This is a genomic window from Agromyces sp. NDB4Y10 (assembly GCF_001620055.1).
Classification (GTDB): Bacteria; Actinomycetota; Actinomycetes; order Actinomycetales; family Microbacteriaceae; genus Agromyces; species Agromyces indicus.
This window is the reverse complement of the sequence record NZ_LQGY01000014.1, coordinates 247,008-268,657: the sequence shown is the minus strand read 5'-3', so window position 1 is coordinate 268,657 and position 21,650 is coordinate 247,008. Positions and strand designations below refer to the sequence as shown.

The window sequence follows — 21,650 nt, the reverse complement described above, 5'->3', positions numbered from 1 at the left end:
CACGGGGAGGTGCGGATGGACATCGACATCGAGACGGTGCTCTGGCTGGCGATCGGGGGGATCGTGGCGGTCGGCGGGGTCCTCGCCGTCGCGGCGCTGTGGTCGTTCGTCAAGCCCAAGTGAGCCCGGCTCGATCGTGCCGGTGACGAGCGCGGGCATCCTGCTGTTCCGCCGGAGTCCCGCCCTGCAGGTGTTCGTCGCGCACATGGGCGGGCCGTTCTGGGCGAAGCGGCACGAGCAGGCGTGGTCGATCCCGAAAGGGCTGCTCGAGGGCGATGAGTCGCCGCGGGTCGCGGCCTTGCGGGAGTTCGCCGAAGAGATCGGCGTGCCCGCGCCATCCGTCGACTACGTCGACCTCGGCACCGTGCGCGCGTCGTCGGGCAAGGTGCTGCACGTGTTCGCGGGCGAGGCGCCGGACTTCGAGGTGGCCGAGCTGCGGCCGGGCACGTTCGAGATGGAGTGGCCGCCGCGCTCGGGGCGCACGGCCGAGTTCCCCGAGGTCGACCAGGCGCGGTGGGCGGATGTCGCGGAGGCGCGGACGCTCCTCGTGAAGGGCCAGCTCGCCGCGCTCGACCGCCTCGAAGCGCACCTCGCCGCCGTCTGACCGCCGTCCTCCGCGCCCGGGTCGCCGGCTGCGCGGGCTACGACCCGGCGGGCCGGTGGAGCGGCTCGTCCCATCCGGTCTGCGGGGTGTCGCACGTCTCGCGGAACACCACCTGCGAGGGCAGCTTGCGCTCGTGGCTCACCCAGTCGATGGCCGGACGCCGCTGCTCGACGGGCACGTACCCGAGCCGGTACACGGCCATGAGCTCCAGCTCGTCGGGCACCTTGAGCAGGCGCACGATCTCCTCCCAGCGGCCCGGCACCTCCATGGGGAACGAGATGAACTGGATCCCCATCCCGAGCTCGACGGTCGTGAGCCACACGTTCTCCATCGCGGCGCCCATGCTGAACACCGAGTAGAACGACGACAACTGCCCCGGCCGGTACTCCGACCGGTCGAGCATGACGCCCATGAGCAGCGGCGACCCGGCGACGAGCTTGCGGTTCTCCTCGCCGAGGGTCTTCGGCACCCCGAACGTGTTCATGAGCTTCTGCCCGCGCTTGGTGAACACCTGCGACGTGAACGGCCGCAGCGCCGAGGGCAGCTTGTCGAAGAGCATGCCCGAGCGCTTCTCGTCCATCTCGGCCTGGCTGAAGCGGAAGTACGGCTTGTAGCGCTCGAAGAACGTGCCGTTCGACATCGCCTCGGTCATGCTCTCGCCGGAGATGCGCGCGATGGCCTCGATGGTCGAGCGGTCCTCGATGAGCACGAACCGCCACGGCTGGCTGTTCAGCTGCGACGGCGCCCGGCCGGCGGCCTCGATGAGGGTGCGCTGGTGCTCTTCCGAGACCGGGTCGGGCAGGAACGGGCCGTTGGTGGTCTTGCGGCGTCGGATGGCGTCGAGCAGCTCCATGCGGGCTACCTCCTGGATCGGATCGCGGCGGCGGCGATGAACGGCGCGGCCGTCAGGGCGATGAGCGGATGCCGCCGCGTGTGCGTCCCCGCGTACGGGATGACGGCGAGCGGCACGAGGGCGGGGGCGAGCGCGGCCGCGGCCGAGCCGACGGCGTCGCGGGGCCGGCCCCACCATGCCGAGGAGAACGCGGCGAGCGCGAGCCCGAACGTGGCGATGTACAGGGCGTGGTGCACCCACCGGAAGTTCCGGGTGTCGATGAGCCGCACGGCGACCGAGGCGCCGAGGGCGCAGTTGGCCGTGTAGCTCGCCGCGGCGGCCGTGAACAGCGCCGGGGCGGCATCCGTCGGTGCGCGCGACGGCCCGCGGGTCGAGCGGATGCCGCGGTTCATGCGGTGGGCACCCCGCCGGCCGAGTCGGCGCGGGCGGGTTCGGTGCGGCCGGCCTCGATGACCCGCCGGGTTCGTCGTCGGAACGTGCGTCGCTGGTCGATCGTCGGGTCATCGCGGTCCCACACCTTGACGATGGCCCAGCCGACCGCGGTGAGCGGCACCGCGAGGACGGCGCCGACGATGCCGCCGAGGATCGTGCCGGCCGTCAGCGCGATGAGGATGACGAGGGGGTGGAGCTTCAGCGACTGCGCCATGACGACCGGCTGCAGGAAGTTGCCCTCGATCTGGTTCACGCCGATGACGATCGCGATGACGATGAGGGCGACGATCGGCCCGTTGGCGACGAGGGCCACGAGCGCGGCGAGCGCCCCGGCGAGCGTGGCGCCGACGATGGGGATGAACGAGAGCAGGAACACGATCACCGCGAGCGGCAGCGCGAGCGGCACCTGCAGGATCGCGAGGCCGAGGCCGATGAAGAGCGCGTCGACGAAGGCGATGATCGCGGTGCCGCGCACGTAGCCGCCGAGCACGCGGACGCTCGTGCGGCCGACACGCCGACCGCGTTCGAGCCGGCTGCCGCGGAACGGCCGGAGGAAGAACGCCCAGATGCGGTCGCCGTCCTTGAGGAAGAAGAACAGCACCACGATCATGAGCACGAGCCCGGTCAGGAACTCGGTGGCCTGGGTGACGCCGGCGAGCGCGCCCTGCCCGAACTCGGCACTCGTGACGAATTCGAGGATGCCGTCGCGCGCGTCGTCGAGCTGCTGCTGGTCGATGGGGATCGGCAGGTCGCGCACCCATCCGAGGAGGTCGTCGAAGCCCTCGGTGGCCGACTCGGCCAGTCGCGACCACTGGCCGCGCACGGCGAACACGATGAGCGTCACGACGCCGCCGAGCACGATGATGCCGCCGAGGAGGGTGGTCCATGCGGCGAGCATCGGCGACCAGCCCTTGCGTCGCATGAGCGAGACGAGCGGTGCGGCCGCGGCGGCGAGGATGAGGGCGACGAGCACGGGGATCACGAGCAGGCGGATCTGCAGGAGCGCCCAGATCGAGACCGCGGCGAGCGCGCCGACGATGAGCACCTGCAGGCTCCGGATCGACCAGTGGCCGAGGCGGTCGTTCCAGATCGGCCCGCCCGCTCCGTCGCGCGTCTCGTGCTCGTCGTCCTCCGTCGCCGCCTGGACCGGCCGGCTCCGTCCCCTCACGAAGATCATGGCTCGACCCTAGGGCGGGCACGGCCGGGCGCGCAGCCCCCTCGCGGTCCGTGTCCGATCCGCCTAGGGTGCGCGAGCGGATGCCGCCGGCTACGCCGACCCGCTCCACGGCGCGGGGACGAGCACCCACACGACCTCGGCGGGCGCGTCGTCGTCGGCGACCCAGGTGTGCGGTTCGCGGCCGGGGAAGGTGAGGGCATCGCCGGCCTCGAGTCGGACGGTGCGGTCGGCGAATCGCACCTCGACCGCGCCCGCGACGACGTGGAGCACCTCGACATCGCAGTTGACGGTGTAGAGCTCGTGTCCGCCGTGGGCGCCGGGTTCGAGCGACGACCGCAGGAGCTGGACGCGTTCCTCGCCGCGGGGCGACATGAGGTGCTCCTCGACGTGCACGCCGCCGAGGTTGATGCGGGGCGCGTCGGCACGTGTGATCTTCTGGATCTCGGGCTCGGCGAACAGCGCCCCGACCGGCAGCGAGAGCACCTGGCAGAGCTGCACGAGGGTGGCGACGCTCGGCGAGGTCTCGTCGCGTTCGAGCCGGCTGAGGAAGCCCTTGCTGAGGCCGCTCGACTCGGCGACCTGCGAGAGCGTGAGTCCCTGCGCCATGCGGGTGCTGCGCAGCTTGGCGCCGATGGGCGGACCGCCGGTGGCGGACGGGTGGATGGGTCGCACTGGGGCTCCTCTCGCGCGGGTGGGCGCCGCGGCATCCGTCGGCCCTTGACGCGTGGTCGCGTCGAGGCGTACCGTGTGAGCAAGTTGTCTCAACAGTACTGGAAGTTTCTCAATATGCAACCCTCTTCGGAGTCCACCCCGATCGGACCGGTCGACGCGAGCGTCGTACCGCGATTCGCGGGCATCGCCACCTTCGCACGCCTGCCGCGCCTCGACCAGGTCGAGCGGGCGGATGTCGCGATCGTCGGCGTGCCGTTCGACTCGGGCGTGAGCTACCGGCCGGGTGCCCGGTTCGGCCCGGCGCACGTGCGCGAGGCCTCCCGGCTGCTGCGTCCCTACAACCCCGCACAGGACGTGTTCCCCTTCGGCGCCCAGCAGGTCGCCGACGCCGGCGACATCGCCGTGAACCCGTTCGACATCGCCGAGGCCGTGCGGCAGGTCGAGGCCGGCGCCCGCGAGCTGCAGTCGAACGCCGGACGGCTCCTCGCGATCGGCGGCGACCACACCATCGCCCTGCCGCTGCTGCGCGCCGTCCACGCGCAGCACGGGCCGGTCGCCGTGCTCCACTTCGACGCGCACCTCGACACGTGGGACACCTATTTCGGCGCTCCCACCACGCACGGCACGCCCTTCCGCCGCGCGAGCGAGGAGGGCCTCATCGACCTCACCGCGAGCATGCACGTCGGCATCCGCGGCCCGCTCTACGCCAAGAGCGACCTCGAGGACGACGAGCGCCTCGGGTTCTCGATCATCACGAGCGAGTACCTCGAGGAGCACGGCGTCGCGAGCGCCATCGAGCGCCTCCGCGCCCGCATCGGCGACGCGCCGCTGTACATCTCGATCGACATCGACGTGCTCGACCCCGCCCACGCGCCCGGCACCGGCACCCCCGAGGCCGGCGGGCTCACGAGCCGCGAGCTGCTCCGCATGCTCCGCGCGCTCGCCGACCGGAACATCGTCGGCGCCGACATCGTCGAGGTCGCCCCGGCCTACGACCACGCCCAGCTCACGGGCGTCGCGGCGAGCCACGTCGCGTACGAACTGCTGAGCGCCATGGCGCCCCGCTCGACTCCGGTGGTCGACTAGGGCGACGCCCGTAGCGAGACCGCCCCACCCACGACCCCAGGCGAAGGAGCCCGCGACATGACCGAACCACGAACCCCGTCCGTCGAGGAGGTCGAGGCCGCGGCATCCCAGATCGTCGACGCGTTCGCCGCGACCGACGGGGCGCGCTACTTCGCCACGTTCGCACCCGACGCCACGTTCGTGTTCCACACCGAGCCCGCCCGGCTCGACGACCGCGCCGCCTACGAGCGGCTGTGGGACGAGTGGGTCGCGAGCGGCTGGCGCGTCGTGTCGTGCGAGTCGACGAACCGGCACGTGCAGCCCCTGCCCGGCGGCGCCGTCTTCACCCACTCCGTCGCGACGACCGTCGAGACCGGCGACGGCCGCGAGTCGTACCGAGAGCGCGAGACCATCGTGTTCCGAACGGGTGCCACGGGCGACCTCATCGCCGTGCACGAGCACCTCTCCCCCGACCCCGCCGACGCGGCATCCGCCGACGACGACGCCTGAACCCCACCCACCACCGAGGAGACACAGCAATGTCGCTCTACACCCGCCTCGAACAGCGCCTCGAGCGCAACTCGGATGACGCCGGCCCGGTGCGCGGCGAGTTCTCGCTCGTGCGCATCGGCCTCATCTGGCTCGCCGCGAACCTCGTCGTGACGACGCTGCTCACCGGCACGCTCTTCGTGCCCGGTATCGACTACGGCCTGGCGATCCTGCTCATCATCGTCGGCACGCTCGTCGGCGCGGTCGTGCTCGTCACCGTCGGCAACATCGGCACGCGCACCGGGCTGCCGACGATGGCGCTCACGCGCGGGCCGTTCGGCACGCGCGGCAGCCTCGTGCCGGTCGCGGCGAACGTCATCATCCTCATGGGCTGGAGCTGGGTGCAGGCGATGCTCGCCGGCATCGCGCTCGACTTCATCGTCGCCTCCGTGACCGGGGTGTCGATGCCCGTGCTGTGGGCGGTCGTCTGCCAGACGATCGTCGTGATCCTCGCCATCTTCGGCCACGAGGGCATCGCGCGCATCGAGCCGTGGCTCGCCGCGATCATGCTCGCGATCATGGCGTTCATCTTCATCACCGCGTTCACAACGTTCACGCCCGCCGAGTTCCAGTCGATCCCGGTCGACGAGTCCATCGGGTACACGCCGATCCTGGTGCTCGACGTCGTCATCGCGACGGCGATCTCGTGGACCGTCCTGTCGGCCGACTTCAACCGGTTCGCCAAGACGAGCCGCGCGGGCATCATCGGCTCGGGCATCGGCTACAGCCTGTCGACCATCATCGCCATGTCGCTCGGCGCGACCGCGATCTCGTACGTCATCCTCTCCGGCGGCGAGGCGATCCCGTTCGACCCGGTGACCATCGTCGAGCCGTTCGGCTGGCCGCTCGCCGTCGTCATCTTCACCTCGGTGATGGCGACGAACACGATGGTCGTCTACGGCATGGTCACGACGGTCGTCAACGCGGTCCCCGGCACGCGCGTGAAGTTCCTTCCCGCGGCGCTGATCCTCGGCCTGATCTCGATCATCGGCGCGACCTTCTTCGGCCTGCTGGAGCAGTTCACGACGTTCCTCGTGACGATCGGCGCCCTGTTCGCGCCGGTCTTCGCGATCATGATCGCCGACTACTACATCGTCAAGCGCGGCGCCTACACGCCCGACATCCTGAACGCCAAGGGCGGGCGCTACTGGTACCTCGCGGGGGTCAACTGGTTCGCGGTCGCCGCGTGGGCGATCGGCGCGGTCGCGGTGTACCTCTGGACGTACGTGTGGCCCACGCCGATCGGCGCGACGATCCCGGGCTTCGTGCTCACGTTCGTGCTCTATCTGGTGCTGTCGCTGCGCGAGCGGTCGGCGCACCCGGCCGAACCGAGCCGCCACCTGGCACGCAGCGGCGCCCGCGACGCGTGACGACCGGTTCGATGCGCGACCTCAGCCACCCCATCGCCGACGGCATGATGGTGTACCCCGGCGACCCCGGGGTGCACCTCGCGCCGGCGCTCGAGCTCGAGCGCGACGGCGCCGAGGTGACCGCGCTCGAGCTCGGCTCCCACACGGGCACGCACGTCGACGCGCCCTCGCACACCGTCGCGGGCGGACGGACGATGGCCGATGTCGCGCTCGAGGAGCTCGTGGGCGAGGCGCTCGTCGTGCACCTCGACGGCGAGGTCGACGACGGCGAGACGTACGGGCTCGACCGGCTGGGCGAGCTGCCCGAGCGGGTGCCTCCGATCGTGGTGATCGACACGGGGTGGTGGCGGTGGTTCGGCACCGAGCGCGCGCTGCGGCATCCGTCGCTGGCACGCGATGCCGCGCAGGAACTCGTCGACCGCGGCATGCGGGTGCTCGCCGTCGACACGCTGAGCCCCGACCCGACGGATGCCGCGGGCACGACCTCGTTCCCCGTGCACGAGGTCGTGCTCGGCGGCGACGGGCTCATCGTCGAGAACCTCGCCAACCTCGGCGACCTGCCGACGCGCGTGCGGATCGGGTTCTTCCCGATCCGCCTCGGCGGTGACGGCGCGCCCGTCCGCGCGGTCGCCTTCGCCGGGCCCCCGCTGGTCGAGTAGGCGCGCCAGCGTCGTACCGAGACCCCGCGCCCCGAGGTGGTCTCGGTGCGCGGTGCCCCTCGACCACCGGGACGAGCCGGGGCAGACTGGGGCGATGGACCCGGTGCAGGCGCTCGAGGAGACCGCGACGCTGCTCGAGGTGCAGCTCGCGTCGCCGTTCAAGGCCAAGGCGTTCCGGCGCGCGGCCGGGGTGATCGGCCCCTGGTCCGAGGACGAGCTGCGGGCGCGCGCCGCTGACGGACGCCTGAAGCGGACGCCGGGCATCGGCGACTCGAGCTTCGGCGTCATCGTCGACGCGCTCGACGGCCGCGTGCCGACGTACCTCGCCGACCTGCGCGAGAAGGCGGGCGCCCAGTCCGCCACGGGTCTGCGCGCGCAGCTGCGGGGCGACCTGCACGCCCACTCGGACTGGTCGGACGGCACGACGAGCATCGCCGCGATGGCCCGCGCCGCGGCATCCGCCGGGCTCGCCTACTTCGCCCTCACCGACCACTCGCCGAGCCTGCGCGTGGCGAACGGCCTCTCGCCCGAGCGACTGGAGTCGCAGCTCGACATCGTCGCCGCCCTGAACGCCGGGCTCGGCGAGTCGGGCCGCGGCGAGGGCGACGAACCCGACCCGCGCTCGCGCGGCGACCTGGGCGTGCGGATCCTCACGGGCATCGAGGTCGACATCCTCGAGGACGGCACGCTCGACCAGCGCCCCGACCTGCTCGAGCGGCTGGACATCGTGGTCGCGAGCGTGCACTCGAAGCTGCGCGCCCCGCGCGACGAGATGACGAAGCGGATGCTGCGAGCCATCCGCGACCCGCACACGAACGTGCTCGGCCACTGCACCGGCCGCCTCGTGAAGGGGTCGCGCGGCACGCGCCCCCAGTCGGAGTTCGACCACGAGGCGGTGTTCGCGGCGTGCGCCGAGTACGACGTCGCCGTCGAGATCAACTCGCGCCCCGAACGCGAGGACCCGCCCGACGAGCTCATCGCGATGGCGCTCGACGCCGGATGCCGCTTCTCGATCGACAGCGACGGACACGCACCGGGGCACTTCGGCTTCCTCGCACTCGGCGCCGCGCGTGCCGAGGCCGCGGGGATCCCGCCGGAGCGGATCATCACCACGTGGGATGCGGACCGGCTCGTGGAGTGGGCGGGCGCGAAGACGCGCTGACCGTGCGCCGCGCCGACCGCGCGACCGCGCGGCCGCGTTGCGTCAGCCGGCGGACCGCTCGACGAGCCAGTCGAGCGCGTCGGGCACGACCGCGAGCACCGCGACGTGGCCCTCGTCGAGTCGCATCCAGAGCCGCGCGTCCGGCAGCGCCGCGAGCGTGCGGACGGCGTGCGCCCGCGGCACCACGCGGTCGCGTTCGCCGTGGACGAGGAGGGTGGGGACGCGCACGTCGCCGAGGTCGAACCCCCACCGCCGGGTGAAGGCGACGTCGTCGTCGACGAGTCCGCCCGGCCCGTCGGCCTCGGCGCGCTGCGCGTCCTGGCCGAGCGCCGCCCACTCCCCCTCGAGGGCGGCCCAGTCGGTGTCGACGAACTGGCCGGGGTCGAACTCGTCGTGCTCGGCGTGGCGCAGGCGCGCATCGCGCGAGGTCGCCGCCGCCCGGAGGCCGGCGGGCGCGTGCATGCCCGCGAACCACTCGTCGGCGGCGACGTACGGCGCGATCCCCGCCAGGGTCGCTGCGGCGGTGACGCGACCGGGCAGCAGCGCGGCGCACGCGAGCGCGTGCGGGCCGCCGCCGGAGTAGCCGAGCACGGCGAACCGGTCGACGCCCAGCGCGTCGGCGATCGCGGCGACGTCTCCGGCGGCCGAGGCGACGTCGCGATCCGGCTGCGGCGTCGACGCCCCGTACCCGGGACGGGCGTAGGTGATGAGACGGATGCCGCGACGCTCGGCCGCGGCGACGAGCGGCGGCACCGGCTCGCCCGTGTGCGGCGATCCGTGGTGCCACATCACCGTCGGGGCGTCGGGCGCGGTCGATCCCGCCTCGACGGCGCGGATGGTGCGCCCGTCGGGTCGGGCGACGTCGACCGTGCGGATCATGCGACTGCGGGTCGGGCCCCGGTCAGCGCTCGACCTCGCGTCGGTCGCGGGAACGGCCGAGCCAGGACCGCAGCACGAAGAACACCACGACCGCGACCACCGCCACGATCGCGAGCTTCACGACGAACCAGACGACGCTGAAGACGAGGTCGACGACGAACCAGGCGATGGCGACGGAGACGATGACGCCGAGGACGATCCAGAGGGTGCGGCTCATCAGGCGAGCCTAGCGAACCCGGCCGGGTCAGCCCTGGACGCGTCCGGATGCGGCGGCGATCCGCTTGAGCAGCGGCGGCTTCGCGACGACCCAGGCGACCACCATGACCACGACCGACAGCGCGAACACCCCGAAGCCCAGCCAGTCGTCGGTGTCGCGCGCGGTGTACATCTGGTTGAGCTTGCGCAGCGCGCCGGTCGTGAAGACGAGCACCACGTGCACGAACGTGAAGGCGAGGAAGAACAGCATGACCGGGTAGTGGACGGCACGCGCCATCCGCTCGCCCGCGGGAGCCGCGAGGCGCCCCTCGACGGGCCACACCGACGAGAGCCGCAGGCCCGTGAGGATCGCGAGCGGCGAGGCGATGAAGACGACGGTGAAGTAGGCCAGCTGCTGCAGCGAGTTGTACACGACCCACGAGTCCTCGACGGGCCAGTCGAGCGACGCGTACTGCAGCGCCGCCGAGAGCGCATTCGGCACGACCGCCCAGTCGGTGGGCACGATGCGCACCCACTGCCCCGTGGCGAGGAGCAGCACGACGTAGCTCACGCCGGTGAGCACCCAGAGCGCGTCGAGCCACAGGTGGAACCAGAGCCAGATGCCCAGGCGGCGCGGCGGCCGGGCGGTGCGGGGCCAGCGCGTGTTGTCGCGGGTCCAGAACCCGGGCGGGCGGCGCTTGGAGCGCAGCTCGAGGCCGGTCTTCACGAGCAGCACGAGGAAGAACGCGTTGAGGAAGTGCTGCCAGCCGAGCCAGGCGGGGATGCCGACGGGAGCCCCCTCGGGCGGCGGCACGATGCCCGGGTACTCGGCGACGAACGCCTCGACCGCGGGCAGGCCGCGGAGCAGCCGCGCGACGACGACGGCGACGACGAGCACGACGAGGGCGATGGCGGCGCCCCACAGCACCCGCTTCCGCTGCGCACGCCACCATTCGGCGGCACGTGAGGGCTTCGTCTGGGTCACGGTCATCTTCCGGGCGGGGTCCTTCTGCGGCGGGGTTCGTCATCCTGCGGGCGGTGACGGATGCCTCCGACGATATCGCCGTCTGCTGTGAGCGCGTGACGGTCCCGCAACACCGCGTCGCACCGCGGCGCGTGCCCGGGCGCGCCTATGCTGGCCCGATGCTGAGGGATCTCGCCGACGGCGCTCGCACCCTGCTGCGCGGCTTCGGGTTCTGGCGGGTCGACCCCGGGGTGATGCTGCTCGGGCTCGTGCCGGCCGCGATCGTGTTCGCCGTGCTCGTGTGGGGCCTCGTCGCGCTCGGCATCGGGCTGCCGGGCCTCGTCGACTGGGCCACGCCGTTCGCCGACGGCTGGGACGAGTTCTGGCGCAACGCCTTCCGCGCGCTCGTCGCCGTGGTGGTCTTCGCCGCGGCCGCCGTGCTCGCGTTCGTGACGTTCACGGCGCTCACCCTCATCGTCGGCGACCCGTTCTACGAGCGGATCTGGAAGCGGGTCGAATCGCACGTCGGCGGCGAGGTGCCCGCCGAGGGCCCGAGCTTCTGGAGCGGCGTGCGCGGCGGGCTCGTCCTCATGCTGCAGGGCCTGGTCTCCGCGGCGGCGGTCGCCGCGGTCGGCTTCCTCCCCGTCGTCGGCGGCGTGGCGGCCGCGGTGCTCGGCTCCGTGCTCACCGGCCGGATCCTCGCCCGCGAGCTCGCGGCGCGCGCGCTCGACTCGCGCGGGCTCACCTTCGCGGACCGCCGCGCCCTGTACCGGCGGCACCGCTGGCGCCTGCTCGGCTTCGGCGTCGCCACGCAGCTGTGCTTCCTGGTGCCGCTCGGTGCCGTCGCGACCATGCCGGCCGCGGTCGCGGGCGCGACGATGCTGGCGCGGCGGATGCTCGACGAGCCCTGATCCGCGGCGCTCGGCGGGAAATCTCCGTCGGGGTGCATCCGATCGGGCGGTCCGGTCGGAAGTAGGTGGTGACGGGGTCCCGGTCCCGTCGGGGGATCGGACCGGGAACCCCGTCCACGGCGTCGCCCCTGATGGGGGCACCGGGGGTGGGCGAGACCGCGGATGCCGCGGGCCGAGACGAGCGGCCCGCGGCATCCGCTCGTCGGCCGATGCTGCCCCGGCTCAGGCGCGGCGCCACGGCGCCCCGCCTGCGAGCACCTCGTCGACCCAGCGCGGCACGAGCTCGCCCGCGCGACCGAGACGCGTCTCGTCGAAGAACTCGGTGATCTCGCTGACGGCCAGGTTGAGCTCCAGGGTGGCCGCGCCGAACGCGGCCGCCGTGAGCACGAAGCCCGCCGCCGGATGCACGGCGCCCGACGTGCCGATCGCCACGAACCGCTCGCAGCCGACGAGGGCCGCGTCGATCTCGTCGAGGCCGTAGGGCATCTCGCCGAACCAGACCACGTCGGGGCGCAGCATCCGCTCGCCGCACGCCGGGCACGGCGGCTCGTCGATGAGGTCGCCCGTCGCCTCGGAGCGCTGCTCGCAGGCCATGCAGCGCGCCCGCCGGAGTTCGCCGTGCATGTGCAGCACGCGCCGCGACCCCGCCCGCTCGTGCAGGTCGTCGACGTTCTGCGTGACGAGCAGCAGGTCGTCGCCGAGCGCCGCCTCGAGCCGCGCGAGCGCCTCGTGCGCCGGGTTCGGGGCGACGGATGCCACGGCGCGCCGCCGCGCGTCGTAGAACCGGTGCACGGTCTCGGGGTCGCGCTCGAACGCCTCGGGCGTCGCCACGTCCTCGACGAGGTGCCCCTCCCAGAGCCCCTCCGCGTCGCGGAACGTCGGGACGCCGGACTCCGCGGAGATCCCGGCGCCCGTGAGCACGACGATGCGCGGGGTCGCGGTCACGGGCGCTCCCCCGTCGCGGACGAGCCGGCGGCATCCGTCACGTGCCCGCCGAAGACGAGCACGCGGGTCGGCCCGAGTGGGAACGACGGCACGCGCACGAGGCGGACGTGGTCGCCGGCGAACCCGGCATCGGCGAGCGCCCGACCCGTGTCCCGGTCCCAGTGGCAGTTGTGGCAGAAGCGCGCGCTGATCGGCGTGACCGCGCGCTGCAGCGCCCGCTTGAAGGTGCGCGGCGGGGCGACGACGTGGTCGACGAACACGACGCGACCGCCCGGGCGGAGGACACGTCGCACCTCGGCGAGCGCCGCGGCCTGGTCGTCGACCGAGCAGAGGACGTACGTGCCGACGACCGCGTCGACCGAGGCGTCGGGCAGCGGGATGCGCTCGGCGACCGCGTCGAGCACCTCGCTGCGGTGGCCCCACCCGCGCGCGCGGACGGCGAGCTCGGCGCGGCGGCCGGCGTCGGGTTCGAGGCCGATCCACTCGACGTCGTGGTCGAAGGCGCCGAAGTTCTCGCCTTCGCCCGCCCCGATCTCGAGCACGCGGCCGCGCACCCGCCCGATGGCCTCGCGCTCGAGGTCGTCGAGCGCGTCGTCGGAGATGAGCTCGGGCCGCGCGGCATCCACCCGGCCATGCGACCACGCGCGGGCCCGGCCGTCAAGGCCGCGCGGACCCCGGGGTCGGTGACCGGCCGGAGTCCGCGCGGGGCTCGGTCAGCGGCGCAGCCAGGCCGTCGTCTCGCCGGGGAGGGCGCCGTCCGCGAGCGGGCCGCTCGCCACGAGCACCTCGCCCTCGGGCAGCGGCACCGGGTCCGCGCCGAAGTTCATGACGACCTCCCAGCCGCCGGGCCGGCGGAAGCGGACGACGTGGACCGGACCGCCGGGGATCCACTCGAGCCGTTCGGCGGTCCGCAGCTCGGCGCGGAGGTCGAGGGCTCGCCGGTACAGCGACAGCGTCGAGTCGGGGTCGTGCTCCTGCGCCTCGGCGGCGTGGTCGCCGAACCACGCGGGCTGCGGCAGGTGCGCGCTGGCCGGCCCGAAGCCGAGCGAGGCGCCGGTGGTCGCCCACGGCAGCGGCACGCGGCATCCGTCACGGCCGAGGTCGACCCCGGGGTTGCGGAAGTACGCCGGGTCCTGCCGGGCTTCCGCGGGGATGTCGGGCACCTCGTGCAGGCCGAGTTCCTCGCCCTGGTAGAGGTAGGCCGAGCCGGGCAGCGCCAGCATGAACAGCGTGGCGGCCCGGGCGCGACGGATGCCGCGCTCCCGGTCGAGCTCGGGCTCGGTGCCACCCGTCCGCAGCCAGGCCGCGCCGTGCTTCTCGCCCGGCTCGGGTTCCGGCAGCCCGTAGCGCGTGGCGTGACGCACGACGTCGTGGTTGGAGAGCACCCAGGTCGTCGACGAGCCCGACTGGGCGGCGAGCTCGAGGTTCGCGTCGACGATGGTGCGGAACGCGCGCGCGTCGAACGGGGCCTCGAGGAGGTCGAAGTTGAACGCCTGCCCGAGCCCCTCGACGCTCGCGTAGCGGGGCCGGCGCGACGAGTCGACCCACGCCTCGGCGACGGCGGTGCGCGGCGGCGTGTACTCGTTGAAGACGCGGCGCCACTCGGCGTAGATGTCGTGGACCTCGTCGCGGTCCCAGAGCGGGTGGCCGCCGTCGCGCGGCAGCGCGTCGAGCGTCGCCTGGTCGGGCAGGTCGTCGTCGAGCCGCTTGGCGAGGCCGTGCGCCACGTCGATGCGGAACCCGTCGACGCCGCGGTCGGACCAGAACCGGAGCGTGCGCAGGAAGTCCTCGCGCACCTCGGGGTGCTCCCAGTTGAGGTCCGGCTGCTCGGTCGCGAAGTAGTGCAGGTACCACTGGCCGTCGCCGACGGGCTCCCAGGCGGGACCGCCGAACGCGCTCGTCCAGTCGGCGGGCGGCAGCGACCCGTCGGGTCCGAGCCCGTCGCGGAAGATGTAGCGTTCGCGCGCCGGCGATCCCTTCGGCGAGGCGAGCGCCTCGACGAACCACTCGTGCCGGTTCGACGTGTGGTTCGGCACGATGTCGACGATGATGCGGATGCCGGCGGCGTGGAGGTCGGCGACGAGGTCGTCGAAGTCGTCGAGCGTGCCGAGCCGCGGGTCGACGTCGCGGTAGTCGTCGACGTCGTACCCGCCGTCGGCGAGGGCCGACGGGTAGAACGGGCTCAGCCAGATCGCGTCGATGCCGAGTCGGCGCAGGTACGGCACGCGCGAGCGGATGCCGCGGAGGTCGCCGATCCCGTCGCCGTCGGTGTCGGCGAAACTGCGCGGGTACACTTGGTACACCGCGGCGTGCCGCCACCAGTCGGGGTCGTCCCGGAGCAGGGTCCGGTCGGCGCGGGCGAGGAGGTCGGTCATCGGGGTCCTTTCGGCGGATGGTTCGGAGGCGGAGGTGCGGTCCGGTCGCGTCGGCACGGTCGGTCAGCCCTTCACGGCGCCCTGCGTCACGCCCTCCATCACCCAGCGCTGCGTGAACAGGTAGACGATGATGGCGGGCGCCATGGCCATGAGGTACGACGCGAACGAGACGTTGTAGTTGTTGCTGAACTGCGTCTGGAAGATGGACTGCACGACGGGCAGCGTCTGCTGCGCGGAGTCCGCGATGATCAGCGACGGCATCATGAAGTCGTTCCAGGACGCGAGGAAGGCGAAGATCGCGACGGTCGCGCTCATCGGCGCGAGGAGCGGGAAGATCAGCTGCCGGAACGTCTGCCACGTGGTCGCGCCGTCGATGCGGGCGCTCTCCTCGAGCTCGAGCGGGATCGAGCGGAGGAACGCCGTGAACAGCAGGATGCTGAACGACAGCTGGAACATGATGTGCAGGATGGTGACGCCCACCGGGTTGGCGAGCCCGGCGAGGCCCGTGAGCTGGATCTGCGGCAGCGCCACGACCGGGAACGGCAGGAACATCGCCGCGAGCAGGTAGAAGAACGACCAGCGGAAGAAGCGGCGCTCCCAGTTGCGGACGATCGCGTACGACGCGAGTGCGGCGAGCAGCACGGTGCCGATCACCGTGCCAGCGGTCACCAGCAGCGAGATCGTGAAGGCGACCGGGAAGTTCGTGAGCTCCCACGCCTGCGCGAAGCCGGAGAGGTCGATGGGGTTCGGCAGCGAGAAGGCGTTGCCGTCGACCGCCTGCGAGGTCGACTTCATCGACATCATCACGGTGACGTACAGCGGCAGGAGGACGGTGAGCGCGCAGAGGAGGAGGATCACCATGGTGGTCCAGTTGGTGCGCTCCTGGCCGACGCGGCCCCGGCGACGGCGCACCGTCGTCGCGGTCGCCTCCGGACGGGCGGGGGTCGTGACGGAAGCGGCGGGCCGCTTCACTGCTGCCTGGGTCATCGGATCGCCGCCTTTCCGCGGGTGAGTCGGAGCTGGAGCACCGAGATGGTCACGGCGATGACGAAGAAGATGGTCGCGTTGGCCATCTGGTACGCGTAGTCGCCGCCGGTGAAGCCGGTGAAGATCGTCATCGCGATGCTGCGGGTGGCGGTGCCCGGGCCGCCGTTGGTGAGGCCGACGATCACGTCGTACACGTTCAGGTAGTTCTTGAAGCCGATGATCACGTTGATCACCACGTAGCCCGCCACGAGCGGGAGCGTGACCGACCAGAGTCGGCGCGCAGCGCCGGCCCCGTCGATGTCGGCCGCCTCGTACACCTCGCCGGGGATCGACAGGAGCCCGGCGATGTAGATGAGCAGCGTCGCCGGGATCGACTGCCAGGCGGCGACGATCACGATCGCGAGCCACGCGAGGTCGGGGTTCGCGAGGATCGACTCGGACAGCCACGGGATGCCCGCGTCGGCGCCGAGCGACGGCAGCGAGTTCGAGAACAGGAAGTTGAAGACGTAGGCGATGATGATGCCGGAGATCACCATGGGGATCACGAAGATCGCGCGCAGCGGCGCCTTCAGCCGGATCCGGGAGGTCAGCCCGACGGCGAGCAGGAACGCGATCACGTTCACGAGCAGCACCGTCACGATCGCGAACCCGAACGTGAAGCCGTAGCTGGCGAGGATCGCGGGGTCGGAGAACACGGCGATGTAGTTGGTCAGCCCGATGAACTGCCACTCGCCGAACCCGATGAAGTCGGTGAACGAGTAGAAGATGCCGAGCACCGCCGGGACGGTGATCGCGAGCGTGAAGAGCGCCAGCGTGGGTACCAGGAACCAGTAGTAGATCGGGTCGACCCTGGCCCCGCCGCGGCGGTCGTGCCTGCCGCCGGCCGGGTGGTCGACGCGGCCGTGCTCGGCCTCGTCGACGAGTGAGCCTGCCGCTGCGGCGGCCGGCGAGATCGGCGTCGTCATGTCGGAGTCCTCTCGGTTCGCCGGGTCAGCCGCGCAGCGCGAGGCGGGCCCAGTCGGCGTCCAGGGTGGCGAGGATCCGCTGCGGGTCTCCGCCGGTCACCATGGACTGGATGTAGTTGTCGGTCGGGATCGTGAGCGGGATGGCGCGCGAGGGGCCCTGGTAGAACCGGCCGTCGTCGTAGTACTCCTGCATGCCGATGATCCGCTCGTCGGTCACGGGCGCGGCATCCGTCGTCGTGCCGAAGCCGAGGAAGGCGGCGTTGTAGTCGTCCATGACGTCCTTCTGCATCAGGTACGAGACGAACGTGCGCGCGGCCTCCTGGTCGGTGCCGGACTCGGGGATCCACAGGGCGAGGTCGAGGTTCACCCGCACCTTGAGGTCGTCGGGGTCGTCGGTCACGGGCAGCGGGAAGGTGCCGAGCTCGAGGTCGGGGTTGGTCTTGGCGATCTCGCCGAGCGCCCACGGGCCCTGGAAGTACATGGCCGCCTCTTCGTTCGCGAAGGCGACGTTGCCGTCGCCGTAGCCGCGGCTCTCGGCGCCGGGCTGCGAGTAGTCGGCGACCTGCAGCATCCGCTCGACCGGTTCGGCGAGGGTCTTCTGGAACGACACCGGCGAGTCGGGCCCGACCTCGGTGCCGAGCTCGTTCATCTGCTCGTAGAACCCGGCGACGTCGATGCTGCCGCCGACGGTGTAGTCGAAGAGCCCCTGCCCCACCGTCCACGGATCCTTGTACGTGCTGTAGATCGGCGTGATGCCGGCCGCCTCGAGGGTCTCGCAGACCTCCACGAACTCGTCCCAGGTCTTGGGCACCTCGAGGCCCTGCTCCTCGAACATGGCGACGTTGTAGATGACGGATGCCGCGGCGACCGAGTACGGCAGGACGCTCGTGCGGCCGGGGTAGGTCGCGTACTGGTCGACGAGCTCCTGCACGTCGGGCCGGATGCGGTCGGCCTCGGGCATGTCGGAGAGGTCGCTCAGCGCGCCGCGCTCCATGAAGCGCGCCATCTCCATGTTGTAGTTCAGGAGCCCGACGTCGGGCGGGTTGCCGCGGAGGAATCCCGCCGAGAGGTTCGAGGCCGTGTCGAGGGTGACGCGCACGTCGGACTGCTCACCGTTGAACTGGCGGACGAGGTCGCGGAAGTACGGGATGGCCTCGGGCTTGGACATGTGGAAGGTGATCTCGGCGGGCCCGGTCGAGCCGGGGCGGGCGCATGCCGACATGGCGAGCGTCGTGGCGAGGACGCCGGCGAGCGCGACCGCGATGCGGGTGCGGCGCCGCGGGCGGCGGCCGGTGGCGGGGCGGGATGCTGGCACGTCGTCTCCTTCGAGTCCGTGGGACCGCCCGGTGCCCTCGCAGCGCGTCGACCCTGACGGAAGTAAATTTAGAGTGTAGATTTACTTGTTGTCGTAAATAATGACGGAGACTCGAGGAAAGGTCAAGCAGTGGATCGGATCGAAGCGGCGACGTCGCCGCAGGTACTCCGTCGGGTGAACGCCCGACGCGTCCTCGAGCACGCCTGGCGCGCCGGCGCCTTCACCGCGACCGACGTCATGGCCGCGACCGGCCTCACGCGCTCCACGACGATCGGCGTGTGCGACGAACTCGTGCAGCAGGGCTGGCTCGAGGAACTCGGCGACGCCCGGGCCGTCGGCGCCTATACCAAGGGCCGCCCCGCCCGGCGATACGCCCTCCGCGAGCGCGCCGCCCTCGTCGCCGGGATCGACGCGGGCTACGACCACGTCTCGACCACCGTCGCCGACCTCCGCGGGAACGTCGTCGGCCGCAGCGCCGCCGCCATCCCGGCCGCCGGCCCGGGCCGCATCGAACGGCTCGCGGATGCCGCAGAACGTCGCGAGCTCGCCCGCCGCACGCTGCACGAGGCGCTGCAGGACGCGGGCGCCTCGGAGTCGGAACTCCTCGCGCTCACCGTCGCCGTTCCCGCCCCGGTCGATGCGGACGGCGTCTCCCCCGCCGAGAACCCGTTCTGGAGCCTCACCAACCCCGGTTACGTCGACGAGTTCCGCGGCACGGCGGCGATCGTCGTGGTCGAGAACGACGCCAACCTCGCCGCCATCGCCGAAGCCTCGGTGCCGCTCGGCGGCGGGCTCGACGTCGACTCGTTCATCGCGCTCATCGTCGGCGAGGGCATGGGCGCCGGCCTCATGATCGACCGCCGACTCGTCCGCGGCCGCCGCGGCGGTGCGGGCGAGCTCCGCTTCCTCGACCACGTCGACGGCGTCGGCTCGGCCGACGGCCTCGCCCTGCTCGCCCGCCGCTGGGCGGTCGACGCGATCCGCGACGGGCTGCCGGCCGACAGCGCGCTCGGCGGCCTCGATCCCGACGCCCTCACCGAAGCCGACGTCGCGCGCGCCGCCGACGCCGGCGACCCGGCGGCCGTGGCGATCGTCGACCGCCTCGCCGCCCGCCTCGCCCGGATCTGCCTCGTACTGAGCGACCTGCTCGACGTCGACCGCGTCATCGTGAGCGGCGCCGCGGCCACCGCCATGCCGATCGTGGTCGATCGGACCGCGGCGCTCCTCGCGACGAGCGACGACCCCGCCGCACCCGAGCTGCGGCCGTCGCGCCTGGGCGACGCGTGCGTGGCGACCGGAGCCATCCAGCACGCGCTCGACCTGCTCCGCGACCAGGCGCTCGACCTCTCGCCGACGGCCCGCGGCGCCGCGTGACGGGCGCCGCGGGCAGGTCGCCCCGGTGCGATCAGGCTCGCAGCGCCCCGAAGAAGGCGCGGATGTCGCCCGCGACCGCCTCGGGCACCTCGAGTGCGGCGTAGTGTCCGCCCTCGTCGAACCGGCTCCAGTGCACGATGTTCGCGTTGTCGCGCTCGGCGAACACGCGGATCGTCTGGAAGTCGTCGGCGAACACGGCGACGCCGGTCGGTGCGGAGTTCACCTGCGGCTCGGCCTCGACCCGCGCGTTCTCGAGGTAGCTGCGGCTCATGCCCGCCGCGGCGTTCGCGAACCAGTTGACACTGACCTCGGTGAGGATCCGGTCGAGGGGCACGCGCGACGTCCCGTTGCCGAACGACTCGAACAGCTCGCTGTACGCGAGGAGGCCGACCGGCGAATCGCTCAGTGCGGCGGCGATCGTCTGGGGCCGGCTCGCGTTCATGGTGTTGTACCCGCCGACCGACTGGAACCACTGCATGTGCTCGAGGCCGGCGTAGTCCTGCGGCTCGAGGCGCTCGAACTCGGCCGGGTCGCCCGAGGGGAACGAGAAGAGCTGGAGGACGTGCAGCCCGAGGAACCCGTCGGGGCGCAGCAGGCCGAGTTCGCGCGCGACCATCGCGCCGTTGTCGGACCCGTGGATGCCGTAGCGGGTGTAGCCGAGGCGGCGCATGAGCTCGTCGTACGCGCGGGCGACGCGGGCGGTCGTCCATCCCGGCTCCAGCACCGGGTTGGAGAAGCCGTAGCCCGGGGCATCCGGGATGACGACGTCGAAGGCGTCCTCCGCGCGGCCGCCGTGGGCGACCGGGTCGACGAGTCGGTCGATCAGGTCGAGGTAGTCGATCGAGGACCCGGGGTAGGTGTGCGCGAGGATCAGCGGCGTGGCGTCCGCGTGCGGCGACCGGACGTGGATGAAGTGGATGCGCTGCCCCTCGATCTCGGTCGTGAAGTGCGGCACGGCGTTGATGCGGGCCTCCTCGGCACGCCAGTCCCAGGCGGTCCGCCAGCGCTCGACCGCGTCGCGCAGGTATGCGTTCGGCGTCCCGTAGGACCAGTCGTCGGCCGGAGCCGGCTGGGGCAGACGCGTGCGGGCGAGCCGTTCCATGAGGTCGTCGAGGTGGGCCTGCGGCACCTCGACGCGGAAGGGGCGGATGTCGGTGGAAACGGTGGTGTTCGTCATGTCTCCGACGCTACGGTCGAATCAGGCACGTTCACTTCCTAATAGAACGGGATCATCGACGCATGTCCGACACGGCCGCACGCATGCTCTCCCTGCTGTCCCTCCTGCAGTCCCGCCCCGAGTGGAGCGGCAGCGAACTGGCACGACGGCTCGGCGTCTCCGGGCGCACCATCCGCAACGACATCGAGCGACTGCGCGCGCTCGACTACCCGGTCGAGGCGACTCGGGGTGCCGCCGGGGGCTACCGGCTCGGCGCGGGTGCCAAGCTGCCGCCGCTCCTCCTCGACGACGAGGAGGCGGTCGCGGTGTCGGTTGGCCTCCGGGCGGCGACCGGCATCGCCGGGGTGGAGGAATCGAGCGCCCGTGCGCTCGCCAAGCTCGAGCAGGTCCTGCCGCCGCGGCTCCGCGCGACCGTCGCGGCGATCGGGGCCGTCGTCGAGCGCGCGCCGGAGAACACGGGCACCGACGCACCCGACCCCGAGGTCGACCATGCCGTCCTCGCGGCGATCGCGGCCGCCATCCGCGAAGTCGAGTGGTTCCGCTTCCTCGATCGCGGGACACCGCGCCTGGTCGAACCGTACCGGTTGCTCAGCTGGCAGCGCCGCTGGTACCTCGTCGGCCGTGATCCCGAGACGGGCGAGTGGGGCGTCGTCCGCGCCGACCGGATCGAACCGCGGATGCCGACCCGCCGCCGGTTCTCGCCTGTGCCGCTGCCCGGCGGCGACTATGCCGCGTTCGTCATGCGCGCGATCGCCGAGAGCGGATGGAACGTCCATGCCCGCCTGCGCATCGCGGCGCCGGCCGACGAGGTCCTCGCGCGCATCAACCCGGCCGTGGGCGTGGTGGAGGCCGTCTCGGACCGCGAGTCGGTGCTCGCCACCGGCGCGGACTCGCTCGAGACCATCGGCGCGTACATCGGCATGCTCGGCATGGACTTCGCCGTCGAATCGCCCGATGAGCTCAGGCCGCTGCTGCGCACGCTGTCGGAGCGCTACGCACGGGCGGCGGGCTCGGCCTGAC

The 21,650-nt window shown here is 72.3% G+C and carries 23 protein-coding genes; 9 read left to right on the top strand and 14 right to left on the bottom strand.

Features of this window, described 5'->3' with window-relative positions:
* Positions 1–136 precede the first annotated feature (136 nt).
* Complete coding sequence (locus AVP42_RS04305; RefSeq protein WP_197466948.1) at positions 137–604, top strand: NUDIX domain-containing protein; 468 nt, start codon at positions 137–139, stop codon at positions 602–604.
* A gap of 37 nt (positions 605–641) precedes the next feature.
* On the opposite strand, the gene AVP42_RS04300 is transcribed toward AVP42_RS04305, so the two are convergent.
* The 4 genes from AVP42_RS04300 to AVP42_RS04285 all read right to left on the bottom strand — a co-directional run bounded on the left by AVP42_RS04300 (position 642) and on the right by AVP42_RS04285 (position 3,738).
* Positions 642–1,457: a nitroreductase family protein gene (locus tag AVP42_RS04300; RefSeq protein WP_067946418.1), complete on the bottom strand. Its 816-nt coding sequence runs from the start codon at positions 1,455–1,457 to the stop codon at positions 642–644.
* 5 nt (positions 1,458–1,462) lie between these two features.
* Entirely contained in the window at positions 1,463–1,849 is a 387-nt protein-coding gene (locus AVP42_RS04295) for a hypothetical protein (protein ID WP_231878537.1), read from the bottom strand.
* Positions 1,846–3,066 (bottom strand): AI-2E family transporter, encoded by a 1,221-nt coding sequence (locus AVP42_RS04290; protein WP_082846981.1) that lies wholly within the window; start codon positions 3,064–3,066, stop codon positions 1,846–1,848. The genes AVP42_RS04295 and AVP42_RS04290 overlap by 4 nt, the downstream gene beginning before the upstream one ends.
* Positions 3,067–3,156: 90 nt before the next feature.
* Positions 3,157–3,738 carry a helix-turn-helix domain-containing protein gene (locus AVP42_RS04285; protein ID WP_067946417.1) on the bottom strand — a complete coding sequence of 194 codons (582 nt, stop codon included), beginning with the start codon at positions 3,736–3,738 and terminating at the stop codon, positions 3,157–3,159.
* Between the two features lie 114 nt (positions 3,739–3,852).
* Between AVP42_RS04285 and speB the strand changes: the two genes are divergently transcribed.
* The 5 genes from speB (at position 3,853) to AVP42_RS04260 (ending at position 8,543) form a co-directional block, all read left to right on the top strand.
* The gene (gene speB, locus AVP42_RS04280; RefSeq protein WP_067946415.1) at positions 3,853–4,824 is read left to right on the top strand and encodes an agmatinase; all 972 of its coding nucleotides are present in this window, start codon (positions 3,853–3,855) and stop codon (positions 4,822–4,824) included.
* Positions 4,825–4,881: 57 nt separating this feature from the next.
* Positions 4,882–5,313, top strand: a complete 432-nt coding sequence (locus AVP42_RS04275) for a nuclear transport factor 2 family protein (protein ID WP_067946413.1) — start codon at positions 4,882–4,884, stop codon at positions 5,311–5,313.
* Positions 5,314–5,342: 29 nt separating this feature from the next.
* Positions 5,343–6,722, top strand: a complete 1,380-nt coding sequence (locus AVP42_RS04270; protein ID WP_067946411.1) for a cytosine permease — start codon at positions 5,343–5,345, stop codon at positions 6,720–6,722.
* A gap of 11 nt (positions 6,723–6,733) precedes the next feature.
* A complete protein-coding gene (locus AVP42_RS04265; RefSeq protein ID WP_067946527.1) occupies positions 6,734–7,381 on the top strand; it encodes a cyclase family protein in 648 nt (215 codons plus the stop codon).
* 94 nt (positions 7,382–7,475) lie between these two features.
* Positions 7,476–8,543: a PHP domain-containing protein gene (locus AVP42_RS04260; RefSeq protein WP_067946409.1), complete on the top strand. Its 1,068-nt coding sequence runs from the start codon at positions 7,476–7,478 to the stop codon at positions 8,541–8,543.
* Positions 8,544–8,585: 42 nt separating this feature from the next.
* Here AVP42_RS04260 and AVP42_RS04255 read toward each other — a convergent pair whose 3' ends face one another.
* Genes AVP42_RS04255 through AVP42_RS04245 form a run of 3 tightly spaced genes read right to left on the bottom strand, consistent with a single transcriptional unit; the run spans position 8,586 to position 10,608 of the window.
* Positions 8,586–9,422 carry an alpha/beta fold hydrolase gene (locus AVP42_RS04255; protein WP_067946407.1) on the bottom strand — a complete coding sequence of 279 codons (837 nt, stop codon included), beginning with the start codon at positions 9,420–9,422 and terminating at the stop codon, positions 8,586–8,588.
* A gap of 22 nt (positions 9,423–9,444) precedes the next feature.
* Positions 9,445–9,639 carry a hypothetical protein gene (locus tag AVP42_RS04250; RefSeq protein ID WP_067946406.1) on the bottom strand — a complete coding sequence of 65 codons (195 nt, stop codon included), beginning with the start codon at positions 9,637–9,639 and terminating at the stop codon, positions 9,445–9,447.
* A 27-nt stretch (positions 9,640–9,666) separates the two neighbouring features.
* Positions 9,667–10,608, bottom strand: a complete 942-nt coding sequence (locus AVP42_RS04245) for a cytochrome b/b6 domain-containing protein (RefSeq protein WP_067946404.1) — start codon at positions 10,606–10,608, stop codon at positions 9,667–9,669.
* Between the two features lie 152 nt (positions 10,609–10,760).
* On the opposite strand from AVP42_RS04245, the gene AVP42_RS04240 reads away from it, so the two are divergent.
* Positions 10,761–11,492, top strand: a complete 732-nt coding sequence (locus AVP42_RS04240; RefSeq protein ID WP_067946401.1) for an EI24 domain-containing protein — start codon at positions 10,761–10,763, stop codon at positions 11,490–11,492.
* Between the two features lie 222 nt (positions 11,493–11,714).
* Here the strand turns inward: AVP42_RS04240 and AVP42_RS04235 are convergent, their stop codons facing one another.
* The 6 genes from AVP42_RS04235 to AVP42_RS04210 all read right to left on the bottom strand — a co-directional run bounded on the left by AVP42_RS04235 (position 11,715) and on the right by AVP42_RS04210 (position 18,079).
* Positions 11,715–12,437 (bottom strand): NAD-dependent deacylase, encoded by a 723-nt coding sequence (locus AVP42_RS04235; protein WP_067946399.1) that lies wholly within the window; start codon positions 12,435–12,437, stop codon positions 11,715–11,717.
* On the bottom strand, positions 12,434–13,063 hold the full coding sequence (locus AVP42_RS04230; RefSeq protein WP_067946397.1) for a class I SAM-dependent methyltransferase: 630 nt from the start codon (positions 13,061–13,063) through the stop codon (positions 12,434–12,436). The genes AVP42_RS04235 and AVP42_RS04230 overlap by 4 nt, the downstream gene beginning before the upstream one ends.
* Positions 13,064–13,150: 87 nt before the next feature.
* Positions 13,151–14,812 carry an alpha-amylase family glycosyl hydrolase gene (locus tag AVP42_RS04225; protein ID WP_067946395.1) on the bottom strand — a complete coding sequence of 554 codons (1,662 nt, stop codon included), beginning with the start codon at positions 14,810–14,812 and terminating at the stop codon, positions 13,151–13,153.
* 63 nt (positions 14,813–14,875) lie between these two features.
* Positions 14,876–15,799, bottom strand: coding sequence for a carbohydrate ABC transporter permease (locus AVP42_RS04220; RefSeq protein WP_082846980.1), 924 nt, complete (start codon positions 15,797–15,799; stop codon positions 14,876–14,878).
* Positions 15,796–16,764 (bottom strand): carbohydrate ABC transporter permease, encoded by a 969-nt coding sequence (locus tag AVP42_RS04215; RefSeq protein WP_082846979.1) that lies wholly within the window; start codon positions 16,762–16,764, stop codon positions 15,796–15,798. Before AVP42_RS04215 ends, AVP42_RS04220 begins: the two co-directional genes overlap by 4 nt.
* A 25-nt stretch (positions 16,765–16,789) precedes the next feature.
* Positions 16,790–18,079 carry an ABC transporter substrate-binding protein gene (locus AVP42_RS04210; protein WP_067946391.1) on the bottom strand — a complete coding sequence of 430 codons (1,290 nt, stop codon included), beginning with the start codon at positions 18,077–18,079 and terminating at the stop codon, positions 16,790–16,792.
* Between the two features lie 129 nt (positions 18,080–18,208).
* Here AVP42_RS04210 and AVP42_RS04205 point away from each other — a divergent pair, with 129 nt between their 5' ends.
* Entirely contained in the window at positions 18,209–19,453 is a 1,245-nt protein-coding gene (locus AVP42_RS04205) for an ROK family protein (protein ID WP_067946389.1), read from the top strand.
* Between the two features lie 31 nt (positions 19,454–19,484).
* Here AVP42_RS04205 and AVP42_RS04200 read toward each other — a convergent pair whose 3' ends face one another.
* Positions 19,485–20,630, bottom strand: coding sequence for an epoxide hydrolase family protein (locus AVP42_RS04200; RefSeq protein WP_067946387.1), 1,146 nt, complete (start codon positions 20,628–20,630; stop codon positions 19,485–19,487).
* Between the two features lie 62 nt (positions 20,631–20,692).
* Here AVP42_RS04200 and AVP42_RS04195 point away from each other — a divergent pair, with 62 nt between their 5' ends.
* Entirely contained in the window at positions 20,693–21,649 is a 957-nt protein-coding gene (locus AVP42_RS04195; protein WP_067946385.1) for a YafY family protein, read from the top strand.
* Position 21,650 lies beyond the last annotated feature (1 nt).

Bases quoted from the DNA above. Each gene is read 5' to 3' on its own strand.
- AVP42_RS04270 (WP_067946411.1), top strand. From the start codon at position 5,343: ATGTCGCTCTACACCCGCCTCGAACAGCGCCTCGAGCGCAACTCGGAT.
- AVP42_RS04240 (WP_067946401.1), top strand. From the start codon at position 10,761: ATGCTGAGGGATCTCGCCGACGGCGCTCGCACCCTGCTGCGCGGCTTC.
- AVP42_RS04290 (WP_082846981.1), bottom strand. From the start codon at position 3,066: ATGATCTTCGTGAGGGGACGGAGCCGGCCGGTCCAGGCGGCGACGGAG.
- AVP42_RS04295 (WP_231878537.1), bottom strand. From the start codon at position 1,849: ATGAACCGCGGCATCCGCTCGACCCGCGGGCCGTCGCGCGCACCGACG.
- AVP42_RS04275 (WP_067946413.1), top strand. From the start codon at position 4,882: ATGACCGAACCACGAACCCCGTCCGTCGAGGAGGTCGAGGCCGCGGCA.
- AVP42_RS04265 (WP_067946527.1), top strand. From the start codon at position 6,734: ATGCGCGACCTCAGCCACCCCATCGCCGACGGCATGATGGTGTACCCC.
- AVP42_RS04215 (WP_082846979.1), bottom strand. From the start codon at position 16,764: ATGACGACGCCGATCTCGCCGGCCGCCGCAGCGGCAGGCTCACTCGTC.
- AVP42_RS04200 (WP_067946387.1), bottom strand. From the start codon at position 20,630: ATGACGAACACCACCGTTTCCACCGACATCCGCCCCTTCCGCGTCGAG.
- AVP42_RS04250 (WP_067946406.1), bottom strand. From the start codon at position 9,639: ATGAGCCGCACCCTCTGGATCGTCCTCGGCGTCATCGTCTCCGTCGCC.
- AVP42_RS04260 (WP_067946409.1), top strand. From the start codon at position 7,476: ATGGACCCGGTGCAGGCGCTCGAGGAGACCGCGACGCTGCTCGAGGTG.
- AVP42_RS04255 (WP_067946407.1), bottom strand. From the start codon at position 9,422: ATGATCCGCACGGTCGACGTCGCCCGACCCGACGGGCGCACCATCCGC.
- AVP42_RS04225 (WP_067946395.1), bottom strand. From the start codon at position 14,812: ATGACCGACCTCCTCGCCCGCGCCGACCGGACCCTGCTCCGGGACGAC.
- speB (WP_067946415.1), top strand. From the start codon at position 3,853: ATGCAACCCTCTTCGGAGTCCACCCCGATCGGACCGGTCGACGCGAGC.
- AVP42_RS04300 (WP_067946418.1), bottom strand. From the start codon at position 1,457: ATGGAGCTGCTCGACGCCATCCGACGCCGCAAGACCACCAACGGCCCG.
- AVP42_RS04195 (WP_067946385.1), top strand. From the start codon at position 20,693: ATGTCCGACACGGCCGCACGCATGCTCTCCCTGCTGTCCCTCCTGCAG.
- AVP42_RS04220 (WP_082846980.1), bottom strand. From the start codon at position 15,799: ATGACCCAGGCAGCAGTGAAGCGGCCCGCCGCTTCCGTCACGACCCCC.
- AVP42_RS04245 (WP_067946404.1), bottom strand. From the start codon at position 10,608: ATGACCGTGACCCAGACGAAGCCCTCACGTGCCGCCGAATGGTGGCGT.